This is a genomic window from Acinetobacter sp. NIPH 298 (genome assembly GCF_000369505.1).
Classification (GTDB): Bacteria; Pseudomonadota; Gammaproteobacteria; order Pseudomonadales; family Moraxellaceae; genus Acinetobacter.
The window spans coordinates 1,571,579-1,587,052 of record NZ_KB850055.1; the positions used below are offsets into that span (position 1 = coordinate 1,571,579).

The 15,474-nt window shown below is 38.7% G+C and carries 16 protein-coding genes and 1 tRNA gene; 12 read left to right on the forward strand and 5 right to left on the reverse strand.

Going from position 1 to position 15,474, the window contains the following annotated elements; genetic code table 11:
* Window positions 1–62: 62 nt before the first annotated feature.
* Window positions 63–494: a glycine zipper domain-containing protein gene (locus F903_RS12370; protein ID WP_005197450.1), complete on the forward strand. Its 432-nt coding sequence runs from the start codon at window positions 63–65 to the stop codon at window positions 492–494.
* A 153-nt stretch (window positions 495–647) separates the two neighbouring features.
* Here the strand turns inward: F903_RS12370 and glyA are convergent, their stop codons facing one another.
* Both glyA and F903_RS12380 read right to left on the reverse strand, forming a co-directional pair.
* Complete coding sequence (glyA, locus tag F903_RS12375; RefSeq protein ID WP_004670686.1) at window positions 648–1,904, reverse strand: serine hydroxymethyltransferase; 1,257 nt, start codon at window positions 1,902–1,904, stop codon at window positions 648–650.
* A gap of 288 nt (window positions 1,905–2,192) precedes the next feature.
* On the reverse strand, window positions 2,193–3,458 hold the full coding sequence (locus F903_RS12380) for an alpha/beta fold hydrolase (RefSeq protein ID WP_005197451.1): 1,266 nt from the start codon (window positions 3,456–3,458) through the stop codon (window positions 2,193–2,195).
* 257 nt (window positions 3,459–3,715) lie between these two features.
* On the opposite strand from F903_RS12380, the gene F903_RS12385 reads away from it, so the two are divergent.
* The 3 genes from F903_RS12385 (at window position 3,716) to F903_RS12395 (ending at window position 5,283) form a co-directional block, all read left to right on the forward strand.
* A complete protein-coding gene (locus F903_RS12385; protein ID WP_005197452.1) occupies window positions 3,716–4,408 on the forward strand; it encodes a 3'-5' exonuclease in 693 nt (230 codons plus the stop codon).
* Window positions 4,409–4,509: 101 nt separating this feature from the next.
* Window positions 4,510–5,085, forward strand: coding sequence for a hypothetical protein (locus F903_RS12390; protein WP_005197454.1), 576 nt, complete (start codon window positions 4,510–4,512; stop codon window positions 5,083–5,085).
* 122 nt (window positions 5,086–5,207) lie between these two features.
* A tRNA-Arg gene (locus F903_RS12395) sits at window positions 5,208–5,283 on the forward strand.
* Between the two features lie 210 nt (window positions 5,284–5,493).
* Here the strand turns inward: F903_RS12395 and F903_RS12400 are convergent.
* Window positions 5,494–5,910 carry a hypothetical protein gene (locus F903_RS12400; RefSeq protein WP_004670681.1) on the reverse strand — a complete coding sequence of 139 codons (417 nt, stop codon included), beginning with the start codon at window positions 5,908–5,910 and terminating at the stop codon, window positions 5,494–5,496.
* Window positions 5,911–6,311: 401 nt separating this feature from the next.
* Between F903_RS12400 and F903_RS12405 the strand changes: the two genes are divergently transcribed.
* From F903_RS12405 to F903_RS12440, 8 genes are all read left to right on the forward strand, one after another.
* A complete protein-coding gene (locus tag F903_RS12405; protein WP_004670680.1) occupies window positions 6,312–7,247 on the forward strand; it encodes an ABC transporter ATP-binding protein in 936 nt (311 codons plus the stop codon).
* The gene (locus tag F903_RS12410; RefSeq protein ID WP_005197456.1) at window positions 7,244–8,017 is read left to right on the forward strand and encodes an ABC transporter permease; all 774 of its coding nucleotides are present in this window, start codon (window positions 7,244–7,246) and stop codon (window positions 8,015–8,017) included. The genes F903_RS12405 and F903_RS12410 overlap by 4 nt, the downstream gene beginning before the upstream one ends.
* On the forward strand, window positions 8,014–8,829 hold the full coding sequence (gene queF, locus F903_RS12415) for an NADPH-dependent 7-cyano-7-deazaguanine reductase QueF (protein WP_005197458.1): 816 nt from the start codon (window positions 8,014–8,016) through the stop codon (window positions 8,827–8,829). The genes F903_RS12410 and queF overlap by 4 nt, the downstream gene beginning before the upstream one ends.
* Before the next feature lie 33 nt (window positions 8,830–8,862).
* Complete coding sequence (locus F903_RS12420; RefSeq protein ID WP_004670677.1) at window positions 8,863–9,522, forward strand: hypothetical protein; 660 nt, start codon at window positions 8,863–8,865, stop codon at window positions 9,520–9,522.
* 152 nt (window positions 9,523–9,674) lie between these two features.
* Window positions 9,675–10,817 carry a rod shape-determining protein RodA gene (gene rodA / locus F903_RS12425; protein ID WP_004670676.1) on the forward strand — a complete coding sequence of 381 codons (1,143 nt, stop codon included), beginning with the start codon at window positions 9,675–9,677 and terminating at the stop codon, window positions 10,815–10,817.
* Window positions 10,818–10,836: 19 nt separating this feature from the next.
* On the forward strand, window positions 10,837–11,838 hold the full coding sequence (gene mltB, locus F903_RS12430) for a lytic murein transglycosylase B (protein WP_005197461.1): 1,002 nt from the start codon (window positions 10,837–10,839) through the stop codon (window positions 11,836–11,838).
* A 332-nt stretch (window positions 11,839–12,170) separates the two neighbouring features.
* Window positions 12,171–12,782 carry a septal ring lytic transglycosylase RlpA family protein gene (locus F903_RS12435; RefSeq protein WP_005197464.1) on the forward strand — a complete coding sequence of 204 codons (612 nt, stop codon included), beginning with the start codon at window positions 12,171–12,173 and terminating at the stop codon, window positions 12,780–12,782.
* A 159-nt stretch (window positions 12,783–12,941) separates the two neighbouring features.
* Entirely contained in the window at window positions 12,942–13,394 is a 453-nt protein-coding gene (locus F903_RS12440) for an Mpo1 family 2-hydroxy fatty acid dioxygenase (protein WP_004670673.1), read from the forward strand.
* A 40-nt stretch (window positions 13,395–13,434) separates the two neighbouring features.
* Here F903_RS12440 and F903_RS12445 read toward each other — a convergent pair whose 3' ends face one another.
* Both F903_RS12445 and sthA read right to left on the reverse strand, forming a co-directional pair.
* Window positions 13,435–13,899: a DUF3465 domain-containing protein gene (locus tag F903_RS12445; protein ID WP_005197467.1), complete on the reverse strand. Its 465-nt coding sequence runs from the start codon at window positions 13,897–13,899 to the stop codon at window positions 13,435–13,437.
* Between the two features lie 80 nt (window positions 13,900–13,979).
* Window positions 13,980–15,395 carry a Si-specific NAD(P)(+) transhydrogenase gene (gene sthA / locus F903_RS12450; RefSeq protein WP_004670671.1) on the reverse strand — a complete coding sequence of 472 codons (1,416 nt, stop codon included), beginning with the start codon at window positions 15,393–15,395 and terminating at the stop codon, window positions 13,980–13,982.
* Window positions 15,396–15,474 lie beyond the last annotated feature (79 nt).

Consider the following 15,474-nt stretch of genomic DNA (forward strand, 5'->3'; position numbering starts at 1 on the left):
CTCTTGTTACATTTGCAACCATTAGAAATGATGTCCAATTTACTCAGGACATGGAGTCAAAAATGAAATTAAACGTTTGGTTGTGTAGTGCGATTTTCGCAACATCTTCTTTGGTCACTGTTGCTCATGCTGATAATGCCACTCGTGTCGCGGCAACATCAGCGCTAGGTAGTGTGGCAGGTACGGCTATTGGTAAAGAAATTGGCGGCCATAATGGTGCTTTGATTGGCTCTGCTGTAGGTGGTGCTGGTGGCGCTGCTGCTGCAAGTAACAAACGTACTCGTACAGAAGCTGCCATTGGTGGTGGTTTAGGTGGTGTTGGTGGTTATGCTGTTGGTAAAAATGTCGGCGGAACTACAGGTGGTTATATCGGTGCTGCTGCTGGTGCTGCTGGTGGTGCGGCTTTAGGTCGGCAAGTCGGTCAAGATCGTTATTACGATAGCCGCCAAAACCAAAAGAAAAAATGGAAAAAGAAAAAAAATCGTCGCCATTGATTCAAATAAAGCACCTTCGGGTGCTTTTTATTCGCGACTAGAAATTAATCCTACATAAGCAGATAAAAAATATAATTACTTGAAAACTCTATCTCTAATCAAATTAATTAGACAATAAAAAAGCGCCTTACGGCGCTTTTTTAGATATACAAATTAGTTTGCATATACTGGGAATTTTGCACAAACAGTTTCAACTTTAGCTTTAACATCAGCGATGACTTTCTCATCACCTTTGCTATCAATGATATCAGCGATCCAACCAGCAAGTTCACGTACTTCAGCTTCACCGAAGCCACGTGTCGTTACCGCAGGCGTACCAATACGAATACCAGAAGTAACGAATGGAGAACGCGGGTCATTTGGAACAGCATTTTTGTTTACTGTGATATGAGCAGCACCTAACCAAGCATCTGCATCTTTACCAGTTACATCTTCTTGTTTAATCAATGACAACAAGAATAAATGGTTTTCTGTACCGCCAGAAACAACATCGTAACCACGTGAAATGAAGACTTCAGCCATCGCTTGAGCATTCTTAACAACTTGCTGTTGATAAGTTTTAAACTCTTCTGACATCGCTTCTTTGAAACAAATTGCTTTAGCAGCAATCGCATGCATCAAAGGACCACCTTGGTTACCTGGGAAAACTGCAGATTGAAGTTTTTTCTCAATTTCTTCATTGGCTTTCGCAAGGATTAAACCAGAACGCGGACCACGAAGGGTTTTATGCGTTGTTGTGGTTGTTACGTCAGCAATTTGCACTGGGTTTGGATAAACACCCGCTGCAACTAAACCAGCAACATGCGCCATATCAACAAATAGGTAAGCACCGACTTTGTCAGCGATGTCACGGAAACGCTGCCAATCAACGATTTGGCTATATGCAGAGAAACCCGCCACGATCATACGTGGTTTGTGCTCTAGCGCTAAACGCTCAACTTCTTCATAGTCGATTTCGCCAGTTTCAGTATTTAAACCATACTGAATCGCATTATAGGTTTTACCAGAAAAGCTAACTTTAGCACCATGCGTCAAGTGACCGCCATGCGCCAAGCTCATACCCAATACTGTATCGCCAGGATTTAGAAGCGCTAAGTAAACGGCAGAGTTCGCTTGAGAACCCGCATGTGGTTGAACGTTTGCATAATCAGCACCGAACAATTCTTTTGCACGATCAATTGCAAGTTGTTCGATCACGTCCACATATTCACAACCGCCATAATAGCGTTTGCCAGGATAGCCTTCTGCATATTTGTTAGTAAGTTTTGATCCCTGTGCTTCCATCACAGCTTGAGAGCAATAGTTTTCAGATGCAATTAACTCAATATGAGCTTCTTGGCGTACGCCTTCAGAAGCAATCGCTTGAGCAATTTCTGGATCAAATTCAGCAATAGAAATATTGGCAAACATTAGCGGAGGGTCCTATAAATTAGGGCTTTTAAGCCGTGCTAAAGATTGGTGCGAATTATAGCATGAAGTTTACTGTTTCACAGATTGATATTTATTTAATTCTTCGTGAATTCCATTCTTGTTTAACTTGAAAAACTCAAAGTATAAATTTGGATGATCGTAACGACGTTTTTATCCAATCAATATATTAGAAATAAAGATGTGTAAACAGAAGTCATAAAATTAAGCATCAAAGCCCAGTTCTCTGAAGCAAAGAAAACTGAGCCTTCAAGCTTTCTTTAGTTCTAACTATTTAGCAGGCATTAATACACTTACATCCTTCACAATATTTCCAATATTTAAAGAATAAGCTGTCGTATGATCCCACTCACCTACTCGATAATTAGAACTTGGAATTTGTGTTCCCACGACTTTAGCAGAGTTAACTAGAAAATCTGTCACTTGTTTAGGTACAGTTTTGTCTTGAGTGCCTTGATAAATAATAATTGGCGTTGTTATTTTTTTCTGTAATGGTTGAGAATCAAGGGTTAAAAAAGCTTTAACACTTGGAATAGCCATAAAATTAGCTTTCGTTCTTGGATACCCTTTAAGCGTTTTATTATCGTTTAGATATCTCACCATAGCTCCTCCCAAAGCCTGGCCTAAAGTATCATAACATGCAGAATTTGCAGAGGAGGTTTCTGCAGTTGCGGCAATTAGATCTGTAGGTGAATCAAATACATCACTAAATTTAAAACTTGGATCAGTATTTTTTAGACCCGCCGTAATCAATGCAGTAAATGTATCCAAAGGAGCTAATATACCGATTTTTTTAATTGGATCAGGTTCATTAGTTGCTAGATTTTCACCACCAGCTAAAATTAGCGCCAAATTTGATGCAGGTGCAATTGCTATGGATCCCTTATATTCCAACTTCGCACGACTTGCATATTGCGCTGCACCAAGTACAGCCTGCCCACCTTGAGAATGTCCAACAGCCAACCATTGTCCATTTGTCTTTTTATTCAGGCTTGTTAAGTAAGCACGTGTAGCAACAACGGCATCAGTGATTGAATATGCCTCGCTTTTCACATTTAAGAATGGATGAGGTTCTCGCTCACTAGGTTCACCCAACCCTTCGTAATCAGGTGCAACAACAACATACCCTGATGCTAAAAGTGCTTTTAATAAAACTTCATTACCACCTAAACCTTGGCGACTTGGAGCGCATTGATCAGCGACACCAGTCGTTCCGTGCGCCCAAACTACAATTGGCCAACCATTTTCAGGCTGTGAAACTGAAGCTGGCGGTGTAAATACTAAAGCTGTTGCCAAAACTTCTTTATTATTGACACCCAACATCTTATAGGTCATTACAACACTATCTGATGAAGCAGTAGCCATACCATCTAGCTCATAATTAGTAGGTATACTGGGTACGGGATCTTTTATATTATTTTCAGGAATTTCAGGTTTTGGAACAAATATCGTCGTCCCATTATCGTCACCGCCGCCGCAAGCTGTAAGTAATAAGCTCGTACTCAGCATCGCAACCGTTAATAACTTCATATGCATTTCGTTTTTCCTTAACTATTTTTTATGATTTTATCCTTAGGAATGATTACTCTAAGGCAATTACAGCAACAAGAATTACGCCTATTACAAAATTGTTTCAAGTACTTTTTTATCATTCATTCTATTTTTTGACTTTTCTTTATGCAACGCGCTCTCAATTTTTTAAAATATCAAGCAATACAATCGATCATTCGCCCCGCTTTTATAGAATTTCTTGTAAGATAATAAAATTCTAAATTCGTCGTAGGTTTAACATCATGCAAGCCATTATCTTAGATACTGAAACACATACGCTAAATGGTTTGCCGATTGAAATCGCTTATGCACCCATCGAAATAGAAAATGGAAAATTAAGCTTAGATAAAAAGAAAATTTTTGATCAGCTTTATCAAGTCGGTCAACCGATTTCCTTTGCCGCAATGGCGGTGCATCATATTTTAGAATCAGATTTAATTGATCAACCGTTTTACACGACGTTCCAACTGCCAGATCAAACCACTTATATCATTGGTCATAATGTTGATTACGACATTACCGCCATCGAAAAATGTGGCGTGGATATCTCAAAATTAAAACCGATTTGTACATTAGCGCTAGCACGTCGAGTATGGGAAGATGCTGAAGCGCACAATATTTCAGCTTTAATTTATTTAATCGCAAAAGGCAGCGATAAAGCGCGAGAAATGTTAAAAGGTGCGCATCGTGCTGATGCTGATATCATCTTAACAGCCAATATTTTGATGCATATTATTCATCAGTTGGATATTCAAAATATTGAACAACTTTATCTTGCCTCAGAAGAAGCACGTATTCCTAAAACGATCACTTTTGGTAAACATAAAGGTACAGCCATCCAAGACTTACCAGCCGACTATATTCAATGGTTACTACGCCAAGATGATTTAGATATTTATCTTCGTAAGGCTTTAGAGACCAAAATCATTAAATAAAATATCAACCCAATGATATTTAATAAATTATTAACATAAATGTCATTATTGCATCGTATCTTAGCCCCTATCAAATTTTTGACTGGGGGCAAGACGAACAGATGTCACATTTTTTTAAAACTGAGCTGGGACAAATAGCCTTACAACAACGTAATATTGCTTTAAATGCTCGTCAACGTCGTTTATTACTGCTGATTGATCATGAAGATTTCCAAATGCTTGATCATGATTATAAGAAAAAAATTGCCCCAACTGAGCTTGTTCAACAATTAATAGACATGGGCTTGTTAGCTGAGCAAACTTCATCGACTACAAAAACGAGAGTCCAAGAAGATTTATACATAGAAAATCATAAAGCAAATAATTTAACGCAATCTATGCCGACACAAAGCGTAGAGACAATAACAGCGACGAACAATGAAAATATTGCAACTGAAGTAATTGCGTTAGAAAAACTTTCTTTTGTTGAAGTTCAGCAAGTCATGATTCAAACACTAACCACCTATTGCGGTTTAATGGCAAAACCATTGATTCAACAGATACAACAAAGCAAAACAATAGCTCAACTCAAACTTTGTCAGATGCAATGGATTACATCTCTACAGGAATCTCGCATTGCACCAAGTCAGTTGAATCAAACATTGAAATTGATTAATTACTCAGTGCAGCATTTATAGAACATATCGGGATGAGTATTTCTAAATAAGACTAAAATCGTTGTTTTAATAATCAAGAAGCATCTTTGTTTAAAGGTATATATTTACCTATAAGTATTTTTTGCCTATGATGTGGCACACATGCGCTCATAGCTCAACTGGATAGAGTACAGGTCTCCGAAGCCTGTGGCGTGGGTTCGAGTCCCGCTGAGCGCACCACAATTACTTTTCATAACTTCATAGTACTCTTCATACAACGAATTCTTTTAAAGTTGTGCGCATTTGATATGTTCCATTTTTGACCCCATTAAAAAACCGCCACTTGGGCGGTGCTATGTATTTATTTCAAAACTTTAAAAATCTCATATTCAATCCAACTCTATTTCAGATATTTGATTGGAGTTAGTTAACTAACCTTTGTTTTTACACCTACTTTTTTTTGGAATTTAACTCTACAAGTCTTTTTTGGTAATCCCTTTCAGTAATAATACCTTTATTTCTACCTTCTTGATTGGACTTAATTTGCTGATTAATTTCAAATTTATTCAGTGTGTTTAGATCATTGTTCCTTAGAAGATACTGAGATTTATCATGAGGACTCATATTGGCAGTTATTGCTTTTTCATCATATATTTTGCCTACTTCTTTTTCTTGTTGCTTTATGCGGTCTTGCTCTCGTTGCATTGATGATCCAAAGAAATCATATTGTTGACTGCTTTCTAGTTCACCCAATTGCTCATTATCTTTTTTAATTAAAATAGACTCTGTTTTACTATACAAATCCTCAGCACTATATACATGTCCAGCAACCACAAAACTTACAATCAACAAAATCAGCTTATTCATTAGATTTACTCATTTCTCAATAGAACTATGGAAAAGCTTACCACCATCTATAATTATTCATAAAATATGATTTACAAGAATATACCATTTGAACAAAACCTTTATTTCTCTAATGTATATTTAAGATCATTAGGGGCACTTCAACACAAAGCTCAGTTTTACCCATGAAAACAAATTAACCTTATTGCCAAACCCTGATAATTTTTGGCTGTGGTCGTCCGCGTCTTCAGATGACTAAAAGCTCATCATGTCAATTGTTGTTGCGCCAAAAATCAAGATTTAATTGCGGTGAATTTTTTAGTTTCTGTTCTATATATAGAACATGATAAATCACTTTCCCACTTGGTTTATTTTTCCATATCGCTCAGAATACTCATTCTATTTAACAACGTGAGACGTTCATGACTGATGCTTTGGTGTTGAGCGATTTGTCCAAAACTTATCGTAATGGTTTTCAGGCGTTAAAAGGTATTAATTTGACCGTGCCTGAAGGTGAATTTTATGCATTATTAGGGCCTAATGGTGCAGGTAAATCGACGACGATTAGTATCATTAGCTCTTTAACCAAAAAAACATCGGGTTCAGTTGAGATTTTTGGACATAACTTAGATACCCACCCTTCACATGCCAAGCAATGTCTGGGTGTTGTTCCTCAAGAGTTCAATTTTGGTCAGTTTGAAAAAACATTTGATATTTTAGTGACCCAAGCAGGTTATTACGGCATTCCAAAAAAACTGGCGGAACAACGTGCCGAATTGTATTTAGAAAAACTTGGCTTATGGGACAAACGGAACATTCAATCTCGTATGCTCTCTGGGGGCATGAAACGCCGCCTGATGATTGCACGTGCCATGATGCATGAACCTAAGTTGCTGATTCTGGATGAACCAACGGCGGGTGTCGATATTGAATTACGTCGCTCAATGTGGGATTTTCTGACTGAAATGAATGAAAATGGAACGTCAATCATTCTGACGACCCACTATCTTGAAGAAGCTGAAATGCTATGCCGCCGTATAGCGATCATCGATCGTGGCGTAATAAAAGAAGATACCTCGATGAAAGGTTTCCTAAATCAAATGAATGAAGAATCGTTCATTTGTGATTTGGTAGAACCGATCAATTCGATTGATTTTAATATTATCGGTTTCACCTTTAATTTAATTGATCCTGTGACTTTAGAAGTAACGATGGATAAAGCACATAACATGAATGATTTATTCTTATTGTTACAGTCACAGAATATCCACGTCAGTAGTATGCGAAATAAATCGAACCGCTTAGAAGAATTATTCGTAAAAATGGTTGAGAAGAATCTTGCAGGAGCGGATCAATGAACTTTAGTCAATTACAAACCGCGCTTTGGACTTTAGTTGTTAAAGAAATTCGCCGTTTTATGCGGATCTGGCCACAAACCTTATTGCCCCCTGCGATCACCATGAGTTTGTACTTTGTGATTTTTGGCAACTTAGTCGGCTCACGTATCGGTGAAATGGGCGGCTTTAGCTATATGCAGTTCATTATCCCCGGTTTAATCATGATGGCAGTCATCACCAACAGCTATGCCAATGTATCTTCAAGTTTCTTTAGTGCGAAATTTCAAAAAAGCATTGAAGAACTGATTATGAGTCCCGTACCTCTACATCTAATCCTGTGGGGCTATGTGATTGGCGGCGTCTCTCGTGGTGTATTGGTTGGCTTGATTGTGACGATCATGAGCTTGTTCTTTACACATCTAGAAATTCATAATTTCTTTGTGACTATTTATACGGTCATCATTACTTCGTTATTGTTTTCACTTGGTGGTTTAATCAACGCTGTTTATGCCAAGTCATTTGATGATATTTCAATTATCCCGACCTTTGTATTGACACCGCTGACCTATTTAGGCGGCGTGTTCTATGCCATTAGTGCATTAAGCCCATTTTGGCAAAATTTATCTTTAATTAACCCAATTGTATATATGGTCAATGCTTTCCGTTTTGGTATTTTAGGGCATAGTGATGTGAATGTTTCGCTTTCATTAATCGTTGTGACCTTATGCTGTATCGTCCTCTATGCAATTGCATATCATTTATTAGCTCGTGGTTCAGGAATGCGTGAATGAGTGTAGAACATTCTTTGTTGGGTAAAGACACCCAATATCCAACTCAATATCAGCCAGACGTTTTATTTCCAATCGCTCGCGCTGAATCTCGCCAACAATATGCACATATTGATGGGATTACTCAGGGCAAAGACTGGTGGCATATTTTTGAAATTTCTTGGTTAAATCCTCATGGATTACCCCAAGTTGCGATTGGTCGTCTTACCTTACCTGCAAGCTCGCCAAATCTGATCGAATCAAAATCACTCAAGCTTTATTTTAATAGTTTGAACTTCACTCAATTCGCCTCTAAACAGGTATTTATTGAGACTGTTGAGCAAGATTTATCAAAAGCGGCTGGCGCAACACTTAAACTTGAATTGTTTCAAGTGGATGATCTAAAGATTACTCAACCCACGGGTATTTGTATTGATGACCTTATCCCTGAGCGTTTGTCTGAGCACCCCGATGCAACTTTGTTGCAGCACGATATGACGACACAAGAGAATGTAGAAATTGAGCTTTACTCACATCTTCTTAGAAGTAATTGTCCTGTGACTGGACAGCCAGATTGGGGAACTGTTTTTATCCGTTTTAAAGGCAAAAGACCTTGTTATCGCAGCATATTAGCTTATATTATCTCGTACCGTCAGCATAATGGTTTTCATGAGCAGTGCGTAGAACAAATATTTGCGGATATTTGGCAATTGCTTAAACCAGAAAAGTTGATGGTCTATGCAACTTATACTCGTCGTGGAGGATTGGATATTAATCCATGTCGAGTTTCAGATTTGTCATGGATGCCCGAGCCAATTCGCTTGGCACGACAATAAAACGAATAAATTTGATATAGAGGACGTTCTTCAATGACCAGTTATTTCGGTATTCTTCCTTCAGCAAGCTTGAGTCAGGATATTCAACTTGCACAAGCCAATCGTGACAGTAAAGAACCACAATACCCTTTACGTGACAAAATATCTCTACAGCTTACTGATGAGTTAATTGACACCATGTTGGTTCATTTGGTTCAACAATTTCCACCAAGTGACAAACGAGATACCACTGAAGAACTTGCTCAAAAAATTCGTAGCATTGTTTCGTCTTTAATGAAACAACTACTCGGTAAAACATCAAATGACCAAGTATTAGAGTCATTGAACTTTATGGAAAAAAGTTTGTTTATCGACAACGAAGGTAAACAACGTATTGGTACTGTACTGCCTGATAGTCTTGTTGCTGATATGAAAAAGAGTTTTGCGGAAGTCGAAGCTGGTAATGGCAAGGAACAACGTGATGCGCTCACCAAACAGTTTAAATCTTTTGCTGATGCGTTGATTCATCATTTCATGACTGAGTACAATAAGACGCTAGGTTTAGGAATGCTTAAACGTGGTGCTGCAAGCGTTGCAACCAGCGGTGTAGAAACAGCAGTTCATATTGTAATTAAGAAATTAATTCCAAGTCTAAGCCAAGCTGAGCTTGCAGTATTCGCTAAACACTTTGATCAATTGTTAGTACAAAAATAAGCTTCTGCTGATAAAAAAACGGTCATTGCAAAATGGCCGTTTTTTTATCGTAAGCTAAAACTTATAAATGTCACATTTTCTAAATTTTGATTGTCTATATCAGCGTTTATGTTAGCATTCTCGAAGCTTAGCTTTACCTGATTTAGAATCACATGTCCCCAAGCTCACAATATAAATTTTTACGTCAAGCACCCCGCGATGGATTAAGTACAGCCACGCAGCTTTCACGTTGGCAACAATTACACATTGATCCATGGCTTTGTCTGTTCTTGATCTTAAATGCCATACTTGGATTGACTATTTTATATAGTGCTTCCGCTCAGAATGTTGGCTTAGTTACGAGACAAGCAATCAGTTTTGGCATCGGTTTTGGCGTCATGTTGGGCTTGGCTCAAATCCCCCCAAAAGTCTATCAGGCATTTTCGCCCTACTTTTACATTTTTGGCGTGTTGTCACTGATTGCGGTTATGGTTTTTGGTGAAGTGCGTATGGGTGCGCAGCGATGGATTGATATTCCGGGCTTTGGTAGTGTGCAACCCAGCGAGTTTATGAAAGTCGGCATGCCGATGATGATTGCGTGGTTCTTGTCACGCAAAGCACTACCCCCAAGTTTTTCTCAAGTCATACTGTCATTAGTTCTGATTCTTATTCCTTTTTTATTGATTGCAGAACAACCCGACTTAGGCACTTCATTACTGGTTATTGCAAGTGGTATCTTTGTACTCTTTTTAAGTGGTTTATCTTGGAAGCTGATCGCTGCTGCCGCTGGTGCAGTGGCCATTATTATTCCGATCGCATGGACATTTTTATTACATGGCTATCAACGTCAGCGTGTACTCACACTTTTAAATCCTGAAGCGGATGCCTTAGGTACAGGTTGGAATATTATCCAATCCAAAACGGCAATTGGTTCAGGTGGCTTCTCTGGAAAAGGCTTCTTAGAAGGCACGCAAGCTCATCTACATTTTCTTCCTGAGGGTCATACCGACTTTATTATTGCCGCATATTCAGAAGAATTTGGTTTGATTGGCGTAATACTGCTTATTCTTTTATATTTCGCGATTATTTTTAGAACATTCCAAATTGGGTTACAAAGCTTCCATAATTATGGCCGTTTGATCGCTGGCGCATTTGGTTTGTCATTTTTTGTTTATGTATTTGTAAATGCTGGCATGGTCAGTGGTATTTTACCCGTAGTAGGTGTGCCGTTACCGTTCATGAGTTATGGCGGAACTGCAATTATAACGCTGATGTCTACTTTTGGACTGGTTATGTCCATCCATACGCATCGATAACGAGGAATTTTATAAACATATGTTGCATATAACTTTAAATAAAACAGTTAAATTTCTTAGCTTAAGTGCCAGTTTATTTTTAAGCTGTAATTGGGCATACGCGAACGAATTTTACACCCATCCAAATTATATGGCTTTTAAACAAAAAGCGATGACAACCTATAATTTGAGCGGTGAACAAATCGATACTGCGATGAGTGGTGCGCGTAATATTCCTAACATTCTAAATATTATGACGCGTCCAGGTGAAAGTAAACCTTGGTATGATTATCGTTCAATGTTTTTGGTTGAAGGTACGATTCAACGCGGTATCCGTTTTAAAAATCAATACGAAGATACTCTAAACCGCGCAGAACAGCAATTTGGTGTACCTAAAGCAGTTATCCTCGGTGTTTTAGGGGTAGAAACAGGCTACGGCGCAAATAAAGGCTCTTTCGTCTCCCGCGATGCCTTAGCAACACTTGCATTTGGCTACCCTCGTCGTGCAGATTACTTTAGCGATGAACTGGCAGCACTAATTGCATGGACATATAAAGAAGGCTATCCAACCAATAGTATTGTTGGTTCTTATGCAGGCGCAATTGGCTATCCACAGTTCATGCCGAGTAATATCCAAAAACTCGGTGTAGATTACGATGGTAATGGTCATATTGATCTTAGAAATTCGGCTGTTGATGCAATTGGATCAATTGCGAACTATTTAGCTAAACATGGTTGGGAACGAGATCGACCAATTGGCTTCCCTGCTCGTTATTTAGGAAATGATCCAGAAAGCGTGATTGCGAAGGATTTGACCTTACCTAGACCTTACGGTGAACTCAAGCGATTGGGCATATCACCTGTTAACCCTTTGGTAAAAATTGATGATTTAGACCTTGTAAATGTCATTGAATTACAAGATCGTTCTGGTCCGATCTATTACATCACTTATCCAAATTTCCAAGTCATTACCACCTACAACAGAAGCCGTATGTATGCGACTGCTGTATGGTTATTAGGCACTGAAGTAGCTAGTCGATAGACTAGCTTTTTCAACAACACTAAAAAGTCAATAATTTTATTATTAAAAAAGTATGTTTTTTGAGCTGTTTTCATATTTGGTTACAATATTGTTCATTTTTTAATCAAAAACTGTGTGTTTTTGTTCTTTTTGTTGCTATTTGTCTTTAATGACTAGACACACTTCATAGCCGATGAATATTATCCATCCCAAGTGTTCGGGCTGTTCAAACTCTTTAAGTGGTTACAACTGCCCCCAAATTGCAAATTGCAAAAGTGAATAATTAGACATGTGCACTATATTTCAGACTGTTTGATTGAAGTAGAAAAGCATGTTCTCTAGGAGTTTATACAATGCAGTTTTCGCTAAAATATATTCTAGCGCTGACAGCCGGCTTAAGTTTAAGCCCGTTACATGCAGAAATGGTACAATCTTCATCATTGAATAATGATGTGGATGGATCTAACTTAGCCGCTCGTGTTCTAAGTAAAGATTCTCAAAATTTTAATTCGCGTCTTTCTAACGTAAATAGTCTTTCAATCACTGAGCGTTCGGGTGACCAAGTACGTCGCCAAACGATTGCAGCAAAAATTGACATTCCTGAAGAAGAGCCTTCAGTGATTGAAAAGCTTAATGCGGTTGCTTCGAACACAGTTCGTAAGTTTAGCCAAACTGGCGTTGCTTCTTGGTATGGTCGTCAGTTCCATGGCCGTAAAACAGCAAGTGGTGAAACATTCGATATGAATGCAATGACCGCTGCTCACCGTAGCCTTCCACTAAACTGCTATATCCGTGTAACCAATCGTGATAATGGTAAAAGTGTTGTGGTAAAGGTAAACGATCGTGGTCCTTTCCATGGTAACCGTGTACTTGATTTATCTTATGGTGCAGCGAAGCAAATCGGACTTACAAATGCAGGTCTTGGTAAAGTGAGCATCGAACGTGTAGACGGGCCTAACTCTTAAGTTACAGTCAGTCATACAATAAATAAAAGCCGCCTAGTGTGGCTTTTATCATTTTTACACGGCAACAAACCTAAATACCCCGCAGATATTTTGACCCTTCTAACTTTCTTCGGTATATTGAGATAATTAAAAAATAACCAAGATCGCAAGGAGAGCGCTGTGAAATCAATCGACGAATGGTTCGATGAATATAGTGAAAGTCATCAAAACCAAACCAATAAAAAAATCCATTGGGTATGTGTTCCAGCAATTCTTTTTTCGATTATTGGTATTCTTGCGCACTTTAGTGCCTTATTAACCGCACTATTACTTGTTTTGACTTTGGTTTTCTATGCACGTCTAGATATCGTGCTTGCGGTCGCAATGGCTGCTTTACTCGCTGTAATGGCATGGCTGATTATTATCTTACCTGTGGGCATCGGTTTCTATATCGGCATATTCGTCATCGCTTGGATTGGTCAATTTTACGGACATAAAGTTGAAGGCAAAAAACCATCTTTCTTTAAAGACTTACAATTCCTCCTGATTGGCCCTGTATGGTGTATGGACGCTTATTTAGCTAAAGTGCTACCCAAATGGAAATCCCGTCAAAAATTGGCGCTTACAAGCTGATTTAGCGCATATCTTCACAACAACTGATAAAGGAAGATGGTTACTGATACATTCTTCCTTTATATTTCAACCATCCATCAATATGTTTTCTTCTTGGGTCGTGATGTGTCCAATGGATCACCCCACCTTTATTGTTATATTCATACACCCCATAAAACTCAACCGTTTCACCTTTTTGCAACCCCTCTATTCGGGGTGCCAAATCAATATTATGGGCAATCAAAACCGTTAAACCATTGTCCAACTCTAAAATCATCCTTTGATGTCTTGAGCCATCATTATCATCAGGCAAAATCGCTTTCACTATTCCTTGTGAGCGTACCTGAAGCTTACTTCGTTGTTGTTGATAGGCTTGCATGATCTTGGCTTGATCATCAACACGCTGCTCAACAGATGAAGATGTCTCGAGCTGTGTGCTATTTTGCTTAAGCTCCAAACCGACATAAGCAAAAATCAGCAAGGCAATAACGATCAAGACAAGTACATTATTTTTCTGAGTTTTCATAGCAACCCTTTTATCAAATACAAAATAGCAAAATGCCAATCAATTTGATTGGCATTTGGATCATACAATGTCTAGCACAGTTAGAATAGACGATTCATCCCATTCAAAGCAGCAACACGATATGCTTCTGCCATTGTCGGATAGTTAAATGTCGTTTCTACAAAATACTTCAAGGTATTGTTTGGACTATGCATCACCACCTGCCCAATGTGAATAATCTCAGCCGCGTTGTTACCAAAGCAGTGAATGCCCAGCACTTCTAAAGTATCTCGATGGAATAAAATCTTTAATTCGCCGACCGTATCACCTGTGATTTGGGCACGTGCCAAATGACGGAAAGAAGCCTGTCCTACTTCGTATGGGATTTTTTCTTCAGTCAGCTCTTGCTCGGTTTTGCCAATCGAAGAAATTTCTGGAATGGTATAAATTCCAGTTGGCACATCTTTAATTGGTTTGACATTTTTCTCACCGACCATATTTGCACCCGCACAACGACCTTGGTCATAGGCAGCAGATGCCAATGATGGCCAACCAATGACATCACCCGCAGCAAAAATATTGTCTACTTCGGTTTGATATTGATCATTAACCATCAACTGACCGCGGCTATTTGGCACTAAACCAACATTTTCCAAACCTAAACCATCGGTATTGCCTGAACGACCATTACACCATAAGATCGCATCAGCTTTGATTTTCTTACCGCTAAGTAAATGCAATACCACGTGATCATCAAAAGTTTCTAAGCGATCAATTTGTTCATTATGACGAATCAAAACGCCTTGTTCACGCAAATGATAAGACAAGGCATCAGCAATCTCATCATCCAAATAACTCAATAACTTTTGCTGGGTATTGATTAGGTCGACTTTATGGTCTAATCCAATGAAAATAGACGCATATTCACATCCAATAACGCCTGCACCATAGATGATAATCTTTTGAATCGTATAATCTAAATCTAAAATCTTGTCTGAATCAAATACGCGAGGATGATTAAAGTCTAAACCCTGTGGTTGATAAGGACGACTACCCGTAGCAATCACGATTTGTTTGCAAATAATCGTGTCCTTAATCCCATCATGACTGAAAATCAAGACGGTATTTTTATCGTGGATATAGGCACGGCCATGAAAAGTTTCGATTTTATTGCGATCATAAAAACGGGTATGCGTATCGACTTGTTGCTGAATCACTTTGTGTGCGTTACGTAACACTTGTTTCATGGTGAATTGCTTCCACTCACCTACTTTTTGAAACATTGGATCACGTTGATAACGGATAATACTTGAAACTGTTTGACGTAACGCTTTACTTGGAATAGTACCGACATGCGCACAGTTACCGCCGAGTTGATCACGAACATCCACTATTGCAACACGTTTACCTGCTTTTGCCAGCTTCATTGCCGCGCCTTCACCAGCTGGGCCAGAACCGAGAATGACTGCATCATATTTTACAATATTCCCACCAACGACCTCTTTCTTACGTGGCATTCAAAGCTCCTTGACTGTTAAACTTTTACTACTCTATATATGATAACCAATATGCGTTGAATTGATGTATTTCTCAACC